Below are 19333 nucleotides of genomic sequence, written 5' to 3'. Positions count from 1 at the left end.
TCACGCCCGCTTTACATATAGACACGTCAGGCCTTTGGCGTCAGGCCGCCTTCCTGACAATCCCTTCACGCGCCACACGACGCGCCTCCGCGTCCCAATGCAGCACGGCGGCCAGATCCTCAATGACCGGCGCGCCCAGCGTGTCCATCGCGTTCTCGACGATGCGCGGAATATCCAGAAATCCGATCCGGTTGTTCAGAAAGGCCTCGACCGCAATCTCGTTGGCCGCCGAGAGAATAGTGGAGGCAGCACCGCCTTCCCGCAGCGCCTGCCGCGCGAGGCGGAGAGCCGGGAACCGCGCGAGATCGGGTTTTTCGAACACCAGCGTGCCGAACTGCGCCAGATCCAGACGCGGCGACGTGGTGGGCATCCGCTCGGGCCATGCCAGACAGTGCGCGATGGGAATGCGCATGTCCGCCGAACCCATCTGCGCGATCAGGCTGCCATCGGTGTATTGCACCATGCCGTGCACGACCGATTGCGGATGCACGAGCACATCAATGCACTCCTCAGGCAGATCGAAAATACGCGCCGCTTCGATCACCTCCAGCCCCTTGTTGAACATGGAGGCGGAATCGATACTGATCTTGGCCCCCATGCTCCATGTCGGGTGCTTGAGCGCCTGCGCAGGCGTTGCGGCCTCCATCGCCTCCAGCGTAGCGGTGCGGAACGGACCGCCCGATGCCGTAAGGATGATCTTCTCGACCTGTGCTTCCTGACGATCCGCCATCGCCTGAAAGACCGCATTGTGCTCGGAATCCACTGGCAGCAGGGTCGCCTTCGCCTCCGCGATGGCGCGCAGCATCACGTCACCTGCACAGACCAGCGCTTCCTTGTTGGCCAGCGCCACGGTCGCCCCATTGCGCACGGCCGCAAGCGTCGGCTCAAGACCGGCTGCACCCGTGATGGCGGCCATGGTCCAGTCCGCCGGCACAGCCGCCCCTTCGATCACGGCAGAGCGGCCACCGCTCACCTTCACATCCGTGTCCGCCAGAAGCGCCTTCAGTTCCCCGACAAGGCTTTCATCGGCAATCACGGCCTGTTCGGCACGCAGAGCACGGGCCTGTTCGGCCAGCAGCTTCGCGTTGCGCCCGCCCACAAGCACTTTCACCGCAACGTCTTCGCCTGCCTGATGCAGAAGATCGACTGTCGAGCAGCCGATGCTGCCCGTGCTGCCCAGAACCGTAACCGTCTTCATGCCTGTTTCATCCTGACTGCCAACATCCGCACACACGCCTTCATCTCAGGCGTCCCTGCGCCCCCATTCTCATTGTCCGAATACGTGACTGATCGCTTCCACAAGATCGGCCAGCCCAACTGTCCAGAACCCAAACCCCGGCTGCGCCGCCAGTGACAGCACAGCCGCAAGCGGCATCACGGCCAGCATCGCGTCGAAGCGGTCCAGCAGGCCGCCATGGCCCGGCAGCAGCGTGCCGGAATCCTTCACGCCTCTTGCACGTTTGACCGCGCTTTCCGCCAGATCGCCTGCCTGCGCCACCACACCCAACAGGGCTGCCCAGACACCGCTTCGCAAAAGCAAGGATGTCCGCTCCATCATGCCGTCCACTCCTGCCAGCGACGCCACCAGCATCCCCGCCAGAATCGCCCCGCACAGACCGCCCACAGCCCCGGAGCGGGTCTTGCCCGGAGAGATGCGCGGCGCCAGCTTCGGTCCACCCACAAGCCGCCCGACCAGATAGGCCGAACTGTCGCTGGCCACCACCACAGCGATGGGGAAGACCACCGACCATGCCCCCGGCAGAGTGTGCAGCCGGAGCCACAGCAACGCGGAACCCGCCGCCACGATGGCCGCGTTACCGAGCCAAAGCGGTGTCCCGAAGAGGAAAGCGGTCATGGGAAAGGCCGCGATGGCGCTCCAGCGTCCAGCACAGGCGGCTAGCCCCGCACAGACAGCCCATCCGAGATACAGCACGCCACGCCACGAACGCACCGACAGGCCAAACAGAGCCGCCATTTCGGAAGCGAGGCCACACATGGCCAGAAGAATGAGCACTTCATAAAACGGACCACCGGCCCAGATGGCGCCCCCGGCCACAAGGATCAGCACAACAGCCGAAATCAGCCGGGGGCGCAGATCCTTCCAGTTCGATCCAGAAGAACGCAGGCGGGACGCTTCACTCACGCCGGACGCGCGCCGAAGCGGCGTTCCCGGCGACCGTAGATTTCCAGCACCTGCGCGAAGGTCGTCTCATCAAAATCCGGCCACAGCGAATCGAGAAACACGAACTCCGCGTAAGCGCTCTGCCACAGAAGAAAATTGGAAATGCGGTGTTCGCCGCTGGTGCGCACCACCAGATCGGGATCGGGAATACCTGCCGTCAGCAGGTGCCGCGACATCATGTTCTCATCGATCGTATCGGGATCGAGTTCGCCGCGCTGAACGGCCCGCGCGATGGCTTTCGTCGCCTGCACGATGTCGTTGCGACCGCCATAGGACAGCGCCAGAAGCAGCGTGAGGCCCGTATTGTGAGCCGTCAGTTGCTCGGCCCGCGCCAATTCATCGCACAGATCCGACCCGAAACGGTGCACCTCTCCCACAAACAGGATACGAACCTGCTCGCGGTGAAGTTCCGCCACCTTGTGCCGCACATAGAACCGCAGCAGACCCGTGAGATCCGCAACTTCATCAGGGCCGCGTCGCCAGTTCTCGGAAGAGAAGGCGTAGAGCGTCAGATACTCCACCCCCTGCCTGCGCGCCGCCCTCAGACAACGCGTCACCGCCTCCGCCCCTGCCCGATGCCCCGCGATGCGCGGCAGTCCGCGCGACGCGGCCCAGCGACCGTTTCCGTCCATGATGATGGCGACATGCTGGGGCACCGAACCATCCGTGGATGTTCCGGCCGGGACCGCACCCTGTGCTACGGCTCCCAGAGGAAGGGGCATCGTGGAATCAGACCTGCTTGATTTCGCGTTCTTTCTCCGCGAGCATTTCGTCGATGCTCTTCACGTAGCGGTCCGTCAACTTCTGAATGGCGTCCGACCAGACCTTCACATCGTCCTGGCTGATATCGCCCTTTTTCTCGAAGCTTTTCGTCTTGTCCATGCCGTCGCGCCGCACGCCGCGCACCGCCACTTTCGCGCCTTCGGAATAACGGGCTGCCGCTTTCGCGAGTTCGTTGCGCCGCTCTTCGGTCAACTGCGGAATAGGCACGCGGATCGTCTGGCCTTCACCAGCCGGATTGAGGCCGAGCCCCGAATCCCGAATGGCCTTTTCCACGGCGGCCGCCAGCGCGCGGTCCCACACCTGCACGCTCAGCATACGGGCTTCGGGCACGGCGATCGTCGCCACCTGCGAGAGAGGCACCTCACCGCCATAGGCCTCGACCCGCACAGGCTCCAGAAGGGCGGCATTCGCACGTCCCGAACGCAGTCCGGCGAAATCCCGGCGCAGGCTGTCCAGCGCACCATCCATGCGGCGCGTCAGATCCTCGATAAGCGTATTCAGTTCCGCCACGACGGTTCTCCCAAACAGACCGGAAGCAACCGGTGCTCCGGTTCAATCACAACGCTCAGCGCGCGTCCTTGCGCTGAATCAATCGGTTTCCTCGATACGGGTATAGGGGCCTTCGCCACGCATCACGCGCTGGAAAGATCCATCTTCGTGAAGATTGAAGACCACGATGGGCAAGCGATTCTCACGTGCCAGACTGATGGCGGCCGCATCCATGACATTCAAGTCGCGCGAAAGGACTTCCATGTAAGTCAGTCTGTCATGACGCACGGCATCGGGATCCTTGCGCGGATCGGCGCTGTACACGCCATCCACCTGTGTGCCCTTGAGCAGCAGATCGCAATCCAGTTCAGCCGCACGCAGCGCCGCCGCCGTATCCGTCGTGAAGAAGGGATTGCCCGTGCCGGCGGCGCAGATTACGACGCGGCCTTTTTCCATGTGACGCACGGCGCGGCGACGGATGTAAGGCTCGGCGATGGACGACATCTCGATGGCCGAAAGCACCCGCGTGGGCACGTCCTGACGTTCGAGCGCGTTCTGCACCATCAGCGCGTTGATGACAGTCGCCAGCATCCCGGCGGCGTCGCCCTGCGCGCGGTCCATGCCGCGCGCGGCAGCGGTGAGGCCACGGAAAATGTTACCGCCGCCGACCACGATGCCGATCTGCACGCCGCTGCGGAACACTTCGGCCACGTCGCTGGCGATGCGGTCCACCGTCTGGGCATCGACGCCATACTGGGCGCCACCCATCAGCGCTTCACCGGAGAGTTTCAGGAGGACGCGGCGCGGTGCGGCGGAGCCTTGAGCGGTGGTATTCATCTTGCCTCAATGCACGGACGATCGGACATGCCCCGCATCCGCCACGCTCCAAGCGGACCGTGACCCACAGGGTCCGAGGCCCCCTCATATCGCCCGATGCCCCATCCCACAAGAACGGAACAGGTCTTTCCCCGTCCCGCTGGCGAAATTGTCAGGCGTTGTCGTCCAACCCGAGCGCGCGCAGACGGGCCCGCTCCTCGTCCCATCCGGCCCGCTCCTTCACGTTGAGAAACAGGTGACAGGGACGGTCCAGAAGCCGGGCCAACTGGAGCCGCGCCTTCTGTCCGATCTCGCGGATGCGCCGGCCTTTCTCCCCGATCAGGATGGCCTTGTGGCTCGCGCGACCAACATAGATCGTCACATCGACGCGTACGGAACCATCGGGCCGCTCGGCAAAACTTTCAGTCTCCACCGTGGCGCCGTAGGGCACTTCCTCATGCGTCTGAAGAAAGATCTGCTCACGCACCAGTTCCGCCGCCAAAAGACGGTCGGGCAGGTCTGTCATGTCGTCTTCAGGGTAGAGGAACGGCCCGACAGGCAGGCTCTCGGCCAGTTTGTCGAGAAGATCGTCCACACCGCTGCCCGAGCGGGCGCTGATCATGAACACATGCTCGACCGGCAGTTTCTCCGCAATGGCGGCGGTGAGCGGCAGAAGCGCCTGCGGCGTCACCAGATCGGTCTTGTTGAGAGCCAGCCACACACGCCGCTTCGACTGCGCCAGACGGTCGATCACCGCCGTCGCAGCCTCATCCAGACCGGCTTTCGCGTCCACCAGCAGAACCGTGACATCCGCGTCATCGGAGCCGGTCCACGCGGCAGCCACCATGGCGCGGTCGAGCTTGCGGCGCGGACGGAAAATACCCGGCGTGTCCACGATCAGGATCTGCGTGTGATGGCGGATCAAAATCCCCAGCACCCGAAAGCGTGTCGTCTGCGCCTTGGGACTGACGATGGAGAGTTTCGCGCCCGCCATCCGGTTGAGCAGCGTGGATTTTCCGGCGTTCGGTGCGCCCACCAGCGCCGCGAAGCCGCATCGTGTCTCGGTCATTTCGATCCCGTTCCCCGCTGTGCCATCAGGCGCGCCAGCAGATCCGCCGCCGCTGCGCTTTCCGCTGCACGCTTGTTGCCTGCTTCCCCCTCGCCCACCAGTCCGGCCGCCTTCACGGCCATGACGAAGTGCGGCGCATGGGAGGGGCCATCGGCGCTGATCGTTTCATAGACCGGCAACCCCATGCCCCGCGCCAGCACCCATTCCTGCAAGCCCGTCTTGGGGTCTTTGGGTGGCTTCGCCTGCGCCTGAATAAAATCTGCCCACCATCTCCGCACGAGCGCCCGCGCGGGGGCCAGTCCCGCGTCCAGATAGAGAGCCCCCAGAATGGCCTCCAGCGCATCGGCCAGAACATTCGCCGTCTCGCGGATGCCGATACGCTCTTCGTGCGCCGCCACGTTCAGGGCTTCCGGCAGCCCCATGCGCTGCGCGATCTCCGCCAGAGCCGTGCGCGAGACGAGGTGCGCGTGCCGCGATCCGAGCGCGCCTTCCTGCTCGCCCGGATAACGCTCCAGCAGCCATTCGGCCATCAGCAGCCCGAGCACACGATCCCCAATGAACTCCAGACGCTCGTTGGAACCTTCGCCCTTGGTGCCGCTGCGGCGTCCGCGCCGCGATGTGGCCTGCTGATGCGCAGCCGAGCGGTGTGTCAAAGCCTCACGCAACAGATCCGGCTTCGCAAAGCGATGCCCAATGCGGTGTTCAAGCGCGCCCAGTTCCGGGGTTTCCACGTTTCCGTCTCCCGACCGGTCAATGCACGACATGGAAAAGACGCGCCCACCTGATCTCCGTGGGCCACGTCCAGAACTGCCAGAAGGGATGCGTCGAATCCACCGAGAAGAAGATCATCCCCGCGCGACCGACGAGGTTCTCCATGGGCACGAACCCCAGATCCTCGCTGCCTTCCCCCATGAAACGGCTGTCGGCGCTGTGGTCCCGGTTGTCGCCCATGGCGAAGAAATAACCCGGCGGCACGACATATTCCGGCGTGTCGTTCTGCATACCCTCATTGGTGAAACGCAGTACGCCGTGCGTGACCGGCGGAGCACCCGCGCTGCCCGGAAGCGTCTCCCGGCATTCGCGCCCTTCGGTCTGGAGATGGTTTTCATCGACCTCCGTGTAACCGCCCTGCGGGACGCACGGCACCGGCGCGCCATTGAGATAGAGCTGCCCCTCACGCACCTGCACATGATCGCCGGGCAGGCCGATGATGCGCTTCACGTAATCGATGGACGTGTCCTTGGTGAAACGGAACACCGCCACGTCGCCCCGGTGCGGTTCGGCACCCCAGATGCGCCCGTCGAACAGATGCGGGGAAAGCGGAAAGGAATAGCGCGAATACCCGTAGCTGTATTTGGACACCCACAGATAATCCCCCACCTGAAGCGTGGGTATCATGGAACCGGAAGGAATGTTGAACGGCTCGTAGAGGAACGTCCGCACCACCAGCACAAGCAGCACCACGCTCACGAAAGAACGGACCATCTGGAAGAGGCTTTCGCCCTGCCGCTGCGGCTTTTCCGTTGAAGTGGTGTCGTTCATCCGCGTCATTCTGTCCGTTATCTCCGCCATCCCATCAGGCTCCGTCGGCGCGTATGCCAGCAAGAGGTGCCATCGGGGATGGCGGATGAAGCCGCCCGCCTGCCCCGCTGTCAACCCACGGACGGCACGGCCTCGATGATGACCTGTGCCAGCGCATAGGGCGTATCATCCGTAAGGCTGAGATGCAGGTGCACCACATGACCGGGCGGCACCATATCCGCCAGTCGGGCGGCGGCCCCTCCGGTCAGGGTGAGATCGGGTTGCCCGGAAGGCCGGTTGCTCACGCCGATCGTGCTATGGAACACGCCTGCGGCAAAGCCGGTGCCCAGCGCTTTGGCGCAGGCTTCCTTGGCCGCCCAGCGCTTGGCATAGGCCCCGATGCGGGCCGCGCCATGCCTCCGCTCGGCCCGCGCGCGCTCGGTTTCCGTAAAGACGCGCAGGAGAAACCGCTCCCCAAAGCGCTCGATGGCCCGCTCGATGCGACGCATGTCGCACAGATCCATGCCGGTGCCGATAATCATGCCGCGCTCCGGCTCACGACCGCGCCCGCTCGACCTGCGAGATTCCCTCGGACGACCGCAGCCCCACAATGACGCTGGACAAGTGCTTGAGATCACGCACCTCCACATCCACCAGCACTTCCATAAAATCGAGCTGCCGGTGTACGATCTTGAGATTCACGATCGAGCCGTCCTGCTTGGAGACAGCATTGGTGATGGCGGCAAGCGTGGACGGTTCGTTGGCCGCGATCACCGTCACCCGCCCGATGAAAGGTCCAGCGGACGATGCGCCCCCTTTGCCGAGCGCCGCATAATCCCAGTCCACATCCAGAAACCGCTCGGGCGTGGCGGCGAAGGCTTCCAGCGTCTGACAGTTGGCCGCGTGAATGGTCACGCCTTTACCTGTCGCTACGACACCCACGATCTTGTCGCCCGGCAGTGGATGGCAGCACCCGGCGAAATGCACTGCAATGCCCGATCCCAACCCGACAAGTGGCGCGCTGCCGCCACTTGTCGCCTTCTGCCGGGCGACAGGAGGACGGGCCGCCAGTCCCGGGATCATGCGCGGGCCGCGAGTGGTACGCTTGAGTTCTGGATAGGCCGCGTGCACGACGTCGCGCGGACCGATATTGCCGGTGCCCACCGCCACATACAGGTCTTCGACCGATGCCTGCTTGAGATCCTTGAGCAGCGTCTCCAGCACTTTCTCGGACCCGTCCACACCTTCCTGCCGGAAAGCCTTGGCGAGCGTCGCCTTGCCGGAATCGAGCGAGACCTGCCGCTGCTGCTGCGCCACATAGCGCCGGATGCGCGCGCGGGCCTTGCCGGTGACGACGAACCGTTCCCATGACGGCGACGGCGCACCGCCCCGCGCGGTCATGATCTCGACCTGGTCGCCGTTCTGGAGTTCGTGGCGCAGAGGCACCAGCCGCCCGTTCACCTTCGCGCCTACGCAGGCATCGCCGACCTGACTGTGCACGGCATAGGCAAAGTCGATGGGCGTGGCGCCACGCGGCAGGGGAATGAGTTGACCCTTCGGCGTGAAGCAGAAGACCTGATCCTGATAAAGTTCCAGCTTGGTGTTTTCGAGGAACTCGTCAGGCGCCGCCGAATCCTCAAGGATTTCGAGCAGATCCTGCACCCAGCGGGGCCGTTTCATGCCCTGCGCGGCCTCGATGGCGGCATCCCCGGCGGGCATCTGCTTGTAGGCCCAGTGCGCCGCGACACCGTTTTCCGCGATGTCGTTCATCTCGTGGGTGCGTATCTGCACCTCAATCTTCTGGTTGCGCGGGTGGCGCAACGTCACGCCCGTGTGCAGGCTCTGATAACCGTTGGCCTTTGGTGTGGAGATGTAATCCTTGAACCGTCCCGCGATCATGGGGAACGCGCCATGGATCGCACCGAGAGCGGCATAGCACTCCTCGCGCGTGTCCACGATGATGCGGAACGCCATGATGTCGGAAAGCTGCTCGAACGCCACGTTGCGGCGCTGCATCTTCTCCCAAATGGAATAGGGCGATTTTTCGCGCCCCTTCACCTCGACATCTTTGATGTCCGCCTCATGGCACAAACGGATCAGTTCACGCCGGACATCCTCAATGATGTCCGCACCCTGCCCACGCAGATAGTTCAGGCGGGCGCGGATGGTGGCATCGGCCTCCGGCTCCAGTTGCGCAAAGGCAAGACCCTGCAACTCAGTCTTGACCCGATCCATACCGATGCGCCCGGCCAGCGGCGCATAGATATCCATGGTCTCGCGCGCGATGCGGCGGCGACGGTCTTCGCGCTGCACGAAATGCAGCGTGCGCATGTTGTGCAGACGGTCCGCCAGCTTGACGATGAGCACGCGAATGTCACGCGACATCGCCAGCACGAGCTTGCGGAAGTTTTCCGCCTGCTTCGTCCGGTCGGACTGGAGTTCGAGACGGGTGAGCTTGGTGACGCCGTCCACCAGTTCCGCGATGGTGGGACCGAACTGCTCGCGCAGCGTCTCCACCGTAATGCCCGTGTCCTCGATCGTGTCGTGGAGCAGAGCGGTGGCAATGGAAGGCACGTCCATATGGAAACGCGCCAGAATCATCGCGACCGCCAGAGGATGCGTGATGTAGGGATCACCTGCGTCACGCAGCTGACCTTCATGCGCGTCCCGTGCCACGGCAAAGGCACGTTCCACGAGCGCCACGTCGGCAGTGGGATTATATCGCTGTATCCGCCGGATCAGACGATCGGGCGTAATATCCATCCCTTCATCCTGCGCCAGAACCGGCGGAAGAAGGGGGCTGCCACGCCCTCCCGGGAAGAGTTCCTGATCGCCGCTCACAACCGCACTCCATCCAAAAGACAGAAGCGGAAGAGAGACGGAACGGGAACGCTCACGGGGATGACGCCATCTCCAGATTCATGCTCCGAACCCGAAAGCCCGGAGGCAAATTCAGAGTGTCAGCGCTTGCCGCGACCTGACATCTCGGCCTCGAACGCGGCCTTCATTTCCTCAGGGGAAAGATCGGTCACTTCCTCTTCGGCCGAGCTTTCCTGCAGTCCGAAGATGTTCTGCTCGGTGGGAATGAGGTCAAGAACCTCTTCATCGGCAGGCTCAGGTTCTGGCGCACGGGCGAGCGAGCGGACAAGATCGTTGCGCAGCGACTCGAGCGGAACGGTCTGGTCCGCAATTTCACGCAGGGCGACGACGGGGTTCTTGTCGTGGTCGCGATCGACCGTCAACTCCTCGCCGCGAGCGAGATTACGCGCCCGCTGAGCGGCCAGAAGAACCAGTTCGAAGCGGTTCGGTACCTTGTCGACGCAATCTTCGACCGTGACGCGCGCCATGAAGTGGCCTCCAGGAAATCCATTAAGAGGCCTTTCATAGCACCCCATAGCGCCCGAGGGAAGCGATCATGGCATCAAACGGCGGATTGTCTGGGGCGGCAGAGCGGAAACCAAATCCTCCACCGTGCGTTTTGTGAGCGGATCGCGCCAATCCGGCCATACATCGCGCAAGGGAAGCAACACGAAAGCGCGCTGGGTCGCGCGTGGATGGGGAAGCAGGGGACGGCCCTCCGTACGAATCAGGCCACCCGCATCGATAAGGTCGAGATCGAGCGTACGCGCCGCGTTAACGACACTGCGCTGGCGTCCGAACTGCGCTTCAATGTGATGAAGTGTATCAAGGAGGACAAGAGGAGAGAGAGAGGTCTTGCCGACCACCACCCCATTTATGTAGGGAGGCTGGCCGGATGGAGGGATCGGTTCACTCTCGTACCATGGAGAAACCGAAACGATTTTCAGACCGGGCGTGGCGCGCAGGGCTTCCACTGCTGCGTCACATGTCGCGGACGGCGACACAAGGGCACCGGTCAGAGGGTCTGGACCAGCCAGGTTGGCGCCGATGGCGATGACAACCTCCACGGAAGTCCCCCTTTCTTCCTCACCGTCCTCGCGTCAAAAAACAACGATTAGTGGACTGATATAACGGAAACTTAACCTGTTTATCAAAAACTCCAGCGCATTCAAGGAAGACACAACTGCATGATCATTCACAATACCGAACGCACCTGCCTCTTCATTGACGGATCAAGTCTTTATTCCGCATCCCGCGGCCTCGGATTCGACGTTGATTACCGCAAGATGCTGGATTTCTTCACCAAACGCACGCATCTGCTTCGCGCCCATTATTACGCCGCCATTCTCGACACCGATGAATATTCGCCCATCAAGCCGCTCACGGACTGGCTGTCCTATAACGGCTATTTCCTCGTCACGAAGACGGCACGGGAATACACCGACCAGAGCGGTCGCCGCCGCGTGAAGGGCAACATGGACATCGAAATCGCGGTGGACATGATGGAGGCTGCCCCGCACATCGACCATGCCATCCTGATCACGGGCGATTCCGATTTCCGCCGTGTGGTGGAAGCCGTGCAACGGCAGGGTGTGCGCGTGTCGGTCATTTCCTCCATGCGCTCCTCACCGCCACTGATCGGCGATGACCTGCGCCGTCAGGCCGATCAGTTCATCGAACTGGCCGACATTGCCGAAGACATCACCCGCCGCCAGACCGAGCCCCGCCCGAAACAGGCGCCGATTCGCCACCCGGCCGATCAGGCCAGCGAAGAGGAATGATCCGGCCTGCCCCTGCCCTCGGCCCGACTGACGCTCGCCGAGGCGGGAGCACCGCTTCCCGACACCGGAGCCCCATCTCATCATGAGCGTCCTTCCCTCTCCCGTCATCGACACCGCCCTCGCTCATGAGCCTGCGGCGGACTGCCCACTCTGCCCTCGGATCGTTCAGAGCCGCGCTCTGTCACCGGGACATGCCCCCCGGCCGCCACGCGGACCGCAAAACGCTCCCCTCCTCATCGTAGGACTTGCACCCGCTCCTCACGCCGATGGCACGACCACCCTGCTTCCCGATCTTCAGGCGGAAGAGTTACTGCACGAGATTCTGGAAGAATTCGCGTTCGGGACGCGCGCAACGCAGAGTGGGAACGCGCAGGGATTCACACCCACCGCCGCCCGCATGGTCTCAGCCATGCGCTGCGCCCCACCAGCCGGGCTGCCCCAACCCTCCGAAATTGCCACATGCAACCAGTTCCTGCGCTCGGAACTCCAGACCATGGCCGATCTGCGGGTCGTTCTGGCGCTTGGTCTGCTCGCCCACAACGCCACCGTGGCGGCCTGCGGCATCCCTCTTTCACGCGTAAGTTTCCGCCATAACCGGCTCACAACGATGCCCGATGGCCTCAGAATTGCGGACACGCACCATCTCTCCGCCCGCAATCTCACCACAGGACTGGTCACGCGCGAGGGGCTGCGTCGGCTGATTGGCGACATCCGTCAGGAAATCGACACGCACAGCGCCGTCTTCTGATTTCAGAGCAGTCGGACCGGCGGGCGTCGAACGGATCGCATGGCGACCAGTCCGCAGGCGATAAAAGCATACACCAGCGGCGCCCCAAGCCAGTGCTTATGTCCAAGAAGGTCGTGTACGGTCACCAGAATGGCCGCAGCGTAAATGCCTCGGTGTAGGATCCGCCAGCGACGTCCCAGTAGCTTCATGGAAAACTGTTGGGATGTGACCGCCAAGGCTAGAAGGATCAGGAAGGCCGCCAATCCGAACGGTAGAAAAAGCCTATTGGCAAGGTCATGAAGAATTCTTGCCAGATCGCCCTGACGCTCTCCCACAGCATACACGCCCACATGCAACACGGCATAGGTAAACGCCAGTAGCCCTGCCACACGACGCCACTTCATAAGATCAATACGAGCGTAACGGCGCAAAGGCGTAATCGCCAGCGTCAGCAACAGGAAACGAAAGGCCCACAGGCCAAGATCTTTCTCAGCCTGCGTCACGGGATGCGCGCCCAGTTCCCCCGTCCGGGCCGCCCACCACTCTGACGCGGCCGGCACCAGAAAAAGCAGCCAGACCAGACATTCTTCCACAGGACGCGAAAGGAAACGCTGGCGACGGTTGCGGGCTTTCATGAAGGCGGTCCTCCGTCCTGAATATCCTGTCTATCGTCTTTCACGCTTGTAGGAACAGGCAAGAGCGCGATCACGCCTGCGTTTTCAGAAGCCTTCTCTCCCTTGACCCTTTCCTACGCAGCTTTCAGTCTTTCCTCATCACGGACAGGAACGGATCCGTAACCGGCTCGCCTGCCGCTTCCCTTCTTCGGAGGACACCTCCCCCATGCCCCAACTCTCGCCCGCCAACACGCCCCGGATCGGCTTCATCGGCTTTGGCGCCATGGCCAGCCGCATGGGCGCACATCTGCGCACCGCCGGATATACGATCACCGCCTACACACCCTCGGGGAAAAGCCCGGACCCTGCCGTCGCCATGCTCCCCTCCCCAAAGGCTTTGGCAGAACAGGCCGATGTGGTCATTGCCTGCGTGCCGGACGATGAGGCGCTAGCGGCCTCCATGTATGGCGCGGATGGCACGCTTGCAGGCATGAAGCGCGGCAGCGTGCTCATCAACACCTCGTCCGTCTCCCCCGAAGCCACCTCGGAATTGCTTGAAGCCGGGAAGAAAGCCGGCGTCACCGTCATCGATGCGCCTGTTTCCGGCAGCACACCGGAAGCGCAATCGGGCACTCTGGTCGTGCTGGCGGGTGGCAGCGAAGAAGACGTGACGAACGCAGCACCCATCTTCGACGCCATCGGAAAGATCACGATTCACACCGGCCCTTCAGGCAGCGGCGCCCGACTCAAGCTCGTCATCAACGGGATCATGGGAGCCGGTCTCGCCGCTCTGGCTGAAGCCGTGGGCTATGGTCTGGCCGCAGGTCTCGATCGGTCCATGCTGTTCGACGCGCTCGATCAGGTGGCAGTGATTTCCCCTCACCACAAGCGCAAGCTCAAAGCAGCGAAGGAGGGTGACTTCGCGCCGCAGTTCCCCGCACGCCTGATGCAGAAAGACATGCGCCTCCTGCTCGACGCAGCGGCCCGCGAAGCCGTGCCGGTGCCAACGCTCGCCGCCACTACACAGCAGCTTTCACTGACGCGCCGCCTGTCACCCAATGAGGATTATTCCAGTCTGATCCGCGTGATGGAACACACAGTCGCCAATGACGGCTGACATCAGTCCAGGAAAGGCGGCCTACGGGGCCGCCTTCTGCCTGCGCCGAAGAAGACGCATGATCGAGCGCTGCACGGAAAGCCGCTCCCCCACATCGAGGCTGCGGTAGAGACGCAGAAGATCCACCTCATCGATGGTTAGTTCGACCACGGCTTCCTGCGTAGCCATGCCATTGAGAAAAACCTCGAGCGGCACTTCGAAAAGTTCGGCCAGACGCGGCAGATACTGACGCACACGCCCGTCCCGGTCCGTCTCCCAATGCGCAATCGCACTGCGTGAAAGCCCAAGCACCGTGGCCAGTTTGGCCTGCGTCATGCCCGCATATTGCCGCAGCGCGCGAATACGCTGTCCCAGCGTTTCATGACTCCCCAACTCCGCCTTCAGAGCGGACGGCGCTCGTGCCATTGCATGTCCTGTTCGAAGATTACGCCGTTTGGACGGCGCTTCCTGCGACTTCAAACTCATTCGTAAAAGGAAGGTTCCGGACAGGAACAGATCAGATTGCGATCCCCATGCGCGTTGTCGATACGCCCGACCGCTGGCCAGTATTTCGTCGCAGGATCCACTCCGGGCGGGAAGCACCCTTCACTGCGTGAATACACCCGCTCCCACTCGGACGCCAGATCGCGGGCCGTATGCGGCGCATGACGCAGAGGCGCATCCTGCACAGCGATACGCCCTTCTTCGATCTGACGGATTTCCTCACGGATCGCGAGCATGGCAGCACAGAACCGGTCCAACTCGCGTTTTCCTTCGGATTCGGTGGGCTCGATCATGAAAGTCCCCGCCACCGGGAAACTCACCGTCGGCGCGTGAAACCCGAAATCCACCAAGCGCTTGGCGATGTCATCCACCGTGACGCCCGATGTCTCCTTTATGGGCCGCAGATCCACGATGCACTCATGCGCCACACGCCCGTTCACACCCCGATACAGTATCGGATACGCCCCCGACAGACGGGTTGCGATGTAATTGGCGTTCAGAAGCGCAAGCGTCGTCGCCCTTGCCAGTCCGGCATCGCCCATGAGGCGGATATAGGCCCATGAAATCGGCAGAATGGACGCGGAACCGAAGGGGGCAGCCGACACAGCCAGCGCCTCTCCTTCCTCCGGGCGTCCCGGCAGAAACGGAGAAAGATGCGCGCGCACGCCAATCGGCCCCATGCCGGGACCACCGCCGCCGTGAGGAATGCAGAACGTCTTGTGCAGGTTGAAATGGCTGACATCCGCGCCATATTTGCCCGGCTGCGACAGTCCGACCTGCGCGTTCATGTTCGCACCGTCGAGATAGACCTGCCCTCCCGCCTCATGCACCAGCGCGCAGATGTCACGCACGTTTTCCTCGAACACGCCGTGCGTGGAGGGATAGGTGATCATGATGGCCGCCAGCGTGTCCGCATGCTGCGCGACCTTTGCCTTCAGATCCTCCATGTCCACATTGCCGCTGGCGTCACACCGCACGACCACCACCTTCATTCCCGCCATCTGGGCAGAAGCCGGGTTGGTGCCGTGGGCGGAGGCCGGGATCAGGCACACATCGCGCTGCGTCTGCCCACGTGCGCGCTGCCAGCCGCGAATGGCCAGAAGGCCGGCATATTCGCCCTGCGCACCGGAATTGGGTTGGAGCGAAACCGCGTCATAACCGCTGATCGCGCAGAGCCAGCCCTCCAGATCGCGGAACAGTTCGGCATATCCTTGCGTCTGGCTGGCAGGCGCAAAGGGGTGAAGATCGCAGAAACCGGGCCATGTGATGGGCATCATCTCCACCGTGGCATTCAGTTTCATCGTGCAGGAGCCGAGCGGGATCATGGAGCGATCCAGCGCCAGATCCTTGTCGGAAAGCTGACGGAGATAGCGCAGCATGTCCGTCTCAGATCGGTGCGTGTTGAACACCTCCTGAGACAGGAACGGCTTTTCACGACGCAGTTCGGGTGGAACCGCAGCGGAGAGTTCCGGACATCCGTTCGCGGCAGCGGCCAGCGCACCCACCGGACACTCCGGATCGAAGCAACGCCACACGGCTTCCACCACTTCGGGCGTCGTCGTCTCATCCAGTGACAGACCGATCACACCCGTCCCCGCGCGACGGAAGTTCATCCCGGCCGCGACGGCGCGAGCATGAATCGTTTCCGCCTCCTCAGGCGCGACACGCACCGTGAACGTGTCGAACACACATTCCGTATCCACATGCACGCCAAGCGAACGCAGGCCCGCGCTCAGAGCCGCCGTCAATCCCGCCACACGTTTTGCGATTGCCACCAGCCCTTCAGGACCGTGATAAACCGCATACATGCTGGCAATAACGGCCAGAAGCACCTGTGCCGTGCAGATATTCGATGTCGCCTTTTCACGGCGGATGTGCTGCTCACGGGTCTGGAGGGCCAACCGATAGGCGGGCTGCCCGGACGCATCAATGGATACGCCCACCAGACGCCCGGGCATGCTGCGCTTGTAAGCATCGCGCACGGCCATATAGGCCGCATGTGGGCCGCCAAAACCCATCGGCACGCCAAAACGCTGCATGGAGCCAACAGCAATATCAGCGCCCAGATCGCCCGGCGCGGCAAGCACCGTCAGCGCCAGCGGGTCTGCCGCCATCACGGCAATCGCCCCCGCCGCGTGCAGAGCCTTGATGGCCGCACGCGGATCGCGGATTGCCCCGGAGCTACCGGGATAGGAAAACAGCCCGCCGAACACGGCGGATGGATCGAGATCCGTCGCCGGATCACCGACGACAATGCGGAACCCGAATGGCTCGGCACGGGTTTTCAGAACCGAGAGCGTCTGTGGATGCGTATCGGCGTCCACAAAGAACACGTCCGACTTCGACTTTGCCACACGCTTGGCCAGCGCCATGGCCTCGGCCGCCGCCGTCGCCTCATCCAGTAGGGAGGCGTTGGCGATATCCAACCCCGTCAGTTCGCACACTAGCGTCTGGAAGTTCAGAAGCGCCTCAAGACGCCCCTGGCTGATCTCGGGCTGATACGGCGTGTAGGCCGTGTACCACGCTGGATTTTCCAAGATGTTGCGCTGGATCACGCCCGGCAAGACCGTGCCGTAATAGCCCTGCCCGATCAGCGAGGTCATGACCGTGTTGCGCCCGGCCAGTTCGCGAAGCCGTGCCAGAACCTCGACCTCCGACCAGCCGGAACCAATCCCCATCGGGCGCTCGGAACGGATCGTGGAGGGCACGATCTGATCGAGCAGTTCCGCCTCGCTGCCGACATCAAGCGCGGACAGCATGGCCACGATCTCGGCCTCACGCGGGCCGATATGACGGGAAGCGAAAGCATCGGCAGACGGCTTGAGGCTGGTCCAGACGGTCACGATTCATCCTCACAGAGACAGGGTATTTTATATGCAGGTGGAACGCGGCGTATCTGCCGCGTTCCAGAACCGTCAGCCGATCAGGGCCGCATAGGCATCCGCGTCGAGCAACCCGGCAAGCTGGCTCTCATTGGTAAGGCGCAGCTTGAGCATCCAGCCATTTCCTTCCGGATCGCTGCTGATGAGTTCAGGATTGTTCGCAAGATCCGGATTGCCCTCGACAATGACCCCATCCACCGGCGCGTAGACATCCGACGCGGCCTTCACGGATTCCACCACGGCGACGGAATCGCCCTGCTGCACATCCTCTGCGGAAACATTGAGTTCAAAGAACACGATTTCACCCAACTCCTCCGCCGCGTGCTTCGTGATTCCCACAATCGCCACATCGCCTTCGACGCGCAGCCATTCATGTTCCTTGGTGAAATAAAGTGTCATTCCCCACCTCCCCTTGCCACAGCCCCATAAGCAGAGCTGGAAATATCATTATTGAGTCAGGATGTTTCCCAACCACATAGCTTCAGCGCTTGAATCCCGCCGGCACGAACGGCATGGCCGCCACCTTCACCGGCACCCGTCGCCCACGCAGTTCAGCAAACAGTTGCGTGCCGGGAGCGGCCAAGGCGGTTGGCACATAGCCCATCGCGACCGGCGCCTTCAGAGACGGTCCGAACGCACCCGACGTAACGAGACCGACCGGCTCTCCGTCTTCGGCCGCGGCAAACAATGCCGCACCGTGACGGATGGGGGCACGCCCTTCGGCCAGCAAGCCGACGCGGCGGCGTCCAGCGCCTTCCTCAAGCTGTCTCAACACCACTTCCGCACCGGGAAAGCCGCCCTCCCGCGCACCGCCATGCCGACGAGCCTTCTGGATGGCCCACTCCAACGCGCCTTCGACCGGCGTGGTGGTCGTGTCCAGATCGGCGCCGTAGAGACACAGGCCCGCTTCCAGCCGCAGACTGTCACGCGCGCCCAAACCCACGGGCTTTACTTCCGGCTCCGCCAACAGAAGTCGAGCGATGTGATCGGCCGCCAGAGCCGGCACGCTGATCTCGAAACCATCCTCTCCCGTGTAACCCGAACGCGCGACGATCACGTCCACGCCTTCCAGTGTTTCGTTGCGCACATCCATGAACTTCATGGTGGCCACCACCGGCAGCAACCGCGCGAGAACCTTCTCCGCCTCCGGTCCTTGAAGGGCCAGAAGGCCACGATCCGTCAGCACGTCAACCGCGCAGTCCGGCACAAGCGCCTTTTCCATCAGCGCGATGTCCTGCGCCTTGCAGGCAGCATTCACCACCACGAGGAACCGGTCGCCCAGATTGGCAATCATGAGATCGTCGAGGATGCCGCCCTGCGCATTCGTAAGAAAACCATAGCGCTGACGGCCACGTTTCAGGCCGAGCACATCCACAGGAACGATCCGTTCCAGTGCGCGCGCGGCACTCGCCATATCGCCGTCTCTGGGGCGGACAATCACCTGCCCCATATGCGAGACATCGAACAGACCGGCATGCGCCCGCGTATGCAGATGCTCGGCCATGATGCCGTCGGCATATTGCAGCGGCATGGCATAGCCCGCGAACGGCACCATGCGCGCACCAAGCGTCTCATGCAGGGAAAAGAGGGGAGTATGGTGAAGTGTCTCGCTCATGCGGACACCTCGGCAAAACGGAAAACGAACAGATTCGACGACATGGGAACGCTCCTCACTTACCGGATAATCCGGCTCAGTTGCGCGCCCCTTCTGTCCGTTTGCCTGAGATCGCTATCCCGTCGGCGGGTGCCTGATGCACCACTCTCCAGAAATTTCCGTCGCAGGGTCCTTCTGCCTGAGAGATTCCAGGGCGGTTGCTCCTTCGGCGCTGGCACAGGGCCAGTCTCTCCCGCTGCGACAGGCTGATCTTGCATTCCGCCGTTACGCTGTCAAACGAATCTTCGACGCGGATTTCTCACATTTTGTCTGAAGAGTGTTATTCTCTGTTCTGAGAGCTGTGTCCTGTGCGTCTGATCTGGAATGACAACGGCATTTTGCCTCTGGAGGCAGAT

Annotated in this window: 20 protein-coding genes and 1 riboswitch; of the genes, 3 read left to right on the top strand and 17 right to left on the bottom strand. The window is 62.7% G+C overall.

Going from position 1 to position 19333, the window contains the following annotated elements; all coding sequences use genetic code 11:
- Positions 1-40: 40 nt before the first annotated feature.
- From dxr to folK, 12 genes are all read right to left on the bottom strand, one after another.
- The gene (dxr, locus tag GOB87_RS03025; RefSeq protein ID WP_166313079.1) at positions 41-1198 is read right to left on the bottom strand and encodes a 1-deoxy-D-xylulose-5-phosphate reductoisomerase; all 1158 of its coding nucleotides are present in this window, start codon (positions 1196-1198) and stop codon (positions 41-43) included.
- Between the two features lie 69 nt (positions 1199-1267).
- A complete protein-coding gene (locus tag GOB87_RS03020; RefSeq protein ID WP_264805615.1) occupies positions 1268-2143 on the bottom strand; it encodes a phosphatidate cytidylyltransferase in 876 nt (291 codons plus the stop codon).
- Positions 2140-2814 carry a polyprenyl diphosphate synthase gene (gene uppS, locus GOB87_RS03015; RefSeq protein ID WP_242006133.1) on the bottom strand — a complete coding sequence of 225 codons (675 nt, stop codon included), beginning with the start codon at positions 2812-2814 and terminating at the stop codon, positions 2140-2142. Before uppS ends, GOB87_RS03020 begins: the two co-directional genes overlap by 4 nt.
- A gap of 97 nt (positions 2815-2911) precedes the next feature.
- On the bottom strand, positions 2912-3433 hold the full coding sequence (frr, locus tag GOB87_RS03010; protein WP_194303189.1) for a ribosome recycling factor: 522 nt from the start codon (positions 3431-3433) through the stop codon (positions 2912-2914).
- 120 nt (positions 3434-3553) lie between these two features.
- Positions 3554-4291, bottom strand: a complete 738-nt coding sequence (gene pyrH / locus GOB87_RS03005; RefSeq protein ID WP_166313076.1) for a UMP kinase — start codon at positions 4289-4291, stop codon at positions 3554-3556.
- Between the two features lie 151 nt (positions 4292-4442).
- Positions 4443-5339: a GTPase Era gene (era, locus tag GOB87_RS03000; RefSeq protein WP_166313075.1), complete on the bottom strand. Its 897-nt coding sequence runs from the start codon at positions 5337-5339 to the stop codon at positions 4443-4445.
- On the bottom strand, positions 5336-6103 hold the full coding sequence (gene rnc / locus GOB87_RS02995; protein ID WP_166313074.1) for a ribonuclease III: 768 nt from the start codon (positions 6101-6103) through the stop codon (positions 5336-5338). The genes era and rnc overlap by 4 nt, the downstream gene beginning before the upstream one ends.
- Positions 6090-6881 carry a signal peptidase I gene (gene lepB / locus GOB87_RS02990; protein WP_194303183.1) on the bottom strand — a complete coding sequence of 264 codons (792 nt, stop codon included), beginning with the start codon at positions 6879-6881 and terminating at the stop codon, positions 6090-6092. Before lepB ends, rnc begins: the two co-directional genes overlap by 14 nt.
- Before the next feature lie 110 nt (positions 6882-6991).
- Positions 6992-7402 carry a holo-ACP synthase gene (acpS, locus tag GOB87_RS02985; RefSeq protein WP_166313072.1) on the bottom strand — a complete coding sequence of 137 codons (411 nt, stop codon included), beginning with the start codon at positions 7400-7402 and terminating at the stop codon, positions 6992-6994.
- A gap of 13 nt (positions 7403-7415) precedes the next feature.
- Complete coding sequence (locus tag GOB87_RS02980; protein WP_166313202.1) at positions 7416-9623, bottom strand: RelA/SpoT family protein; 2208 nt, start codon at positions 9621-9623, stop codon at positions 7416-7418.
- A 197-nt stretch (positions 9624-9820) separates the two neighbouring features.
- Positions 9821-10207: a DNA-directed RNA polymerase subunit omega gene (gene rpoZ, locus GOB87_RS02975; protein WP_166313071.1), complete on the bottom strand. Its 387-nt coding sequence runs from the start codon at positions 10205-10207 to the stop codon at positions 9821-9823.
- 66 nt (positions 10208-10273) lie between these two features.
- Complete coding sequence (folK, locus tag GOB87_RS02970) at positions 10274-10786, bottom strand: 2-amino-4-hydroxy-6-hydroxymethyldihydropteridine diphosphokinase (protein WP_166313070.1); 513 nt, start codon at positions 10784-10786, stop codon at positions 10274-10276.
- A gap of 120 nt (positions 10787-10906) precedes the next feature.
- Here folK and GOB87_RS02965 point away from each other — a divergent pair, with 120 nt between their 5' ends.
- Positions 10907-11500: a LabA-like NYN domain-containing protein gene (locus GOB87_RS02965; protein WP_166313069.1), complete on the top strand. Its 594-nt coding sequence runs from the start codon at positions 10907-10909 to the stop codon at positions 11498-11500.
- 82 nt (positions 11501-11582) lie between these two features.
- Positions 11583-12248 carry a uracil-DNA glycosylase family protein gene (locus tag GOB87_RS02960; RefSeq protein ID WP_166313068.1) on the top strand — a complete coding sequence of 222 codons (666 nt, stop codon included), beginning with the start codon at positions 11583-11585 and terminating at the stop codon, positions 12246-12248.
- 2 nt (positions 12249-12250) lie between these two features.
- Here the strand turns inward: GOB87_RS02960 and GOB87_RS02955 are convergent, their stop codons facing one another.
- Positions 12251-12862: a protein-methionine-sulfoxide reductase heme-binding subunit MsrQ gene (locus GOB87_RS02955; RefSeq protein WP_166313067.1), complete on the bottom strand. Its 612-nt coding sequence runs from the start codon at positions 12860-12862 to the stop codon at positions 12251-12253.
- 205 nt (positions 12863-13067) lie between these two features.
- Here GOB87_RS02955 and GOB87_RS02950 point away from each other — a divergent pair, with 205 nt between their 5' ends.
- Entirely contained in the window at positions 13068-13958 is an 891-nt protein-coding gene (locus GOB87_RS02950; RefSeq protein WP_166313066.1) for an NAD(P)-dependent oxidoreductase, read from the top strand.
- Positions 13959-13979: 21 nt separating this feature from the next.
- Here the strand turns inward: GOB87_RS02950 and GOB87_RS02945 are convergent, their stop codons facing one another.
- The 4 genes from GOB87_RS02945 to gcvT all read right to left on the bottom strand — a co-directional run bounded on the left by GOB87_RS02945 (position 13980) and on the right by gcvT (position 18938).
- The gene (locus GOB87_RS02945; RefSeq protein ID WP_166313065.1) at positions 13980-14363 is read right to left on the bottom strand and encodes a helix-turn-helix transcriptional regulator; all 384 of its coding nucleotides are present in this window, start codon (positions 14361-14363) and stop codon (positions 13980-13982) included.
- 56 nt (positions 14364-14419) lie between these two features.
- Positions 14420-17284: an aminomethyl-transferring glycine dehydrogenase gene (gene gcvP / locus GOB87_RS02940; protein WP_166313064.1), complete on the bottom strand. Its 2865-nt coding sequence runs from the start codon at positions 17282-17284 to the stop codon at positions 14420-14422.
- Between the two features lie 72 nt (positions 17285-17356).
- The gene (gcvH, locus tag GOB87_RS02935; RefSeq protein ID WP_166313063.1) at positions 17357-17722 is read right to left on the bottom strand and encodes a glycine cleavage system protein GcvH; all 366 of its coding nucleotides are present in this window, start codon (positions 17720-17722) and stop codon (positions 17357-17359) included.
- Between the two features lie 82 nt (positions 17723-17804).
- On the bottom strand, positions 17805-18938 hold the full coding sequence (gene gcvT / locus GOB87_RS02930) for a glycine cleavage system aminomethyltransferase GcvT (protein ID WP_166313062.1): 1134 nt from the start codon (positions 18936-18938) through the stop codon (positions 17805-17807).
- 156 nt (positions 18939-19094) lie between these two features.
- Positions 19095-19184: riboswitch (glycine riboswitch) on the bottom strand.
- Positions 19185-19333 lie beyond the last annotated feature (149 nt).

Source organism: Acetobacter estunensis (assembly GCF_011516945.1).
Lineage (GTDB): Bacteria > Pseudomonadota > Alphaproteobacteria > Acetobacterales > Acetobacteraceae > Acetobacter > Acetobacter estunensis.
The sequence above is the reverse complement of the archived record's forward strand: the minus strand, read 5'-3'. Positions and strand labels throughout refer to the sequence as shown.

Excerpts from the sequence above, each read along its gene's own strand:
- dxr (WP_166313079.1), bottom strand. The coding sequence starts at position 1,198 with ATGAAGACGGTTACGGTTCTGGGCAGCACGGGCAGCATCGGCTGCTCG.
- uppS (WP_242006133.1), bottom strand. The coding sequence starts at position 2,814 with ATGGACGGAAACGGTCGCTGGGCCGCGTCGCGCGGACTGCCGCGCATC.
- frr (WP_194303189.1), bottom strand. The coding sequence starts at position 3,433 with ATGGATGGTGCGCTGGACAGCCTGCGCCGGGATTTCGCCGGACTGCGT.
- pyrH (WP_166313076.1), bottom strand. The coding sequence starts at position 4,291 with ATGAATACCACCGCTCAAGGCTCCGCCGCACCGCGCCGCGTCCTCCTG.
- era (WP_166313075.1), bottom strand. The coding sequence starts at position 5,339 with ATGACCGAGACACGATGCGGCTTCGCGGCGCTGGTGGGCGCACCGAAC.
- rnc (WP_166313074.1), bottom strand. The coding sequence starts at position 6,103 with ATGTCGTGCATTGACCGGTCGGGAGACGGAAACGTGGAAACCCCGGAA.
- lepB (WP_194303183.1), bottom strand. The coding sequence starts at position 6,881 with ATGAACGACACCACTTCAACGGAAAAGCCGCAGCGGCAGGGCGAAAGC.
- acpS (WP_166313072.1), bottom strand. The coding sequence starts at position 7,402 with ATGATTATCGGCACCGGCATGGATCTGTGCGACATGCGTCGCATCGAG.
- GOB87_RS02980 (WP_166313202.1), bottom strand. The coding sequence starts at position 9,623 with ATGGATATTACGCCCGATCGTCTGATCCGGCGGATACAGCGATATAAT.
- rpoZ (WP_166313071.1), bottom strand. The coding sequence starts at position 10,207 with ATGGCGCGCGTCACGGTCGAAGATTGCGTCGACAAGGTACCGAACCGC.
- GOB87_RS02965 (WP_166313069.1), top strand. The coding sequence starts at position 10,907 with ATGATCATTCACAATACCGAACGCACCTGCCTCTTCATTGACGGATCA.
- GOB87_RS02960 (WP_166313068.1), top strand. The coding sequence starts at position 11,583 with ATGAGCGTCCTTCCCTCTCCCGTCATCGACACCGCCCTCGCTCATGAG.
- GOB87_RS02955 (WP_166313067.1), bottom strand. The coding sequence starts at position 12,862 with ATGAAAGCCCGCAACCGTCGCCAGCGTTTCCTTTCGCGTCCTGTGGAA.
- GOB87_RS02950 (WP_166313066.1), top strand. The coding sequence starts at position 13,068 with ATGCCCCAACTCTCGCCCGCCAACACGCCCCGGATCGGCTTCATCGGC.
- GOB87_RS02945 (WP_166313065.1), bottom strand. The coding sequence starts at position 14,363 with ATGGCACGAGCGCCGTCCGCTCTGAAGGCGGAGTTGGGGAGTCATGAA.
- gcvH (WP_166313063.1), bottom strand. The coding sequence starts at position 17,722 with ATGACACTTTATTTCACCAAGGAACATGAATGGCTGCGCGTCGAAGGC.
- gcvT (WP_166313062.1), bottom strand. The coding sequence starts at position 18,938 with ATGAGCGAGACACTTCACCATACTCCCCTCTTTTCCCTGCATGAGACG.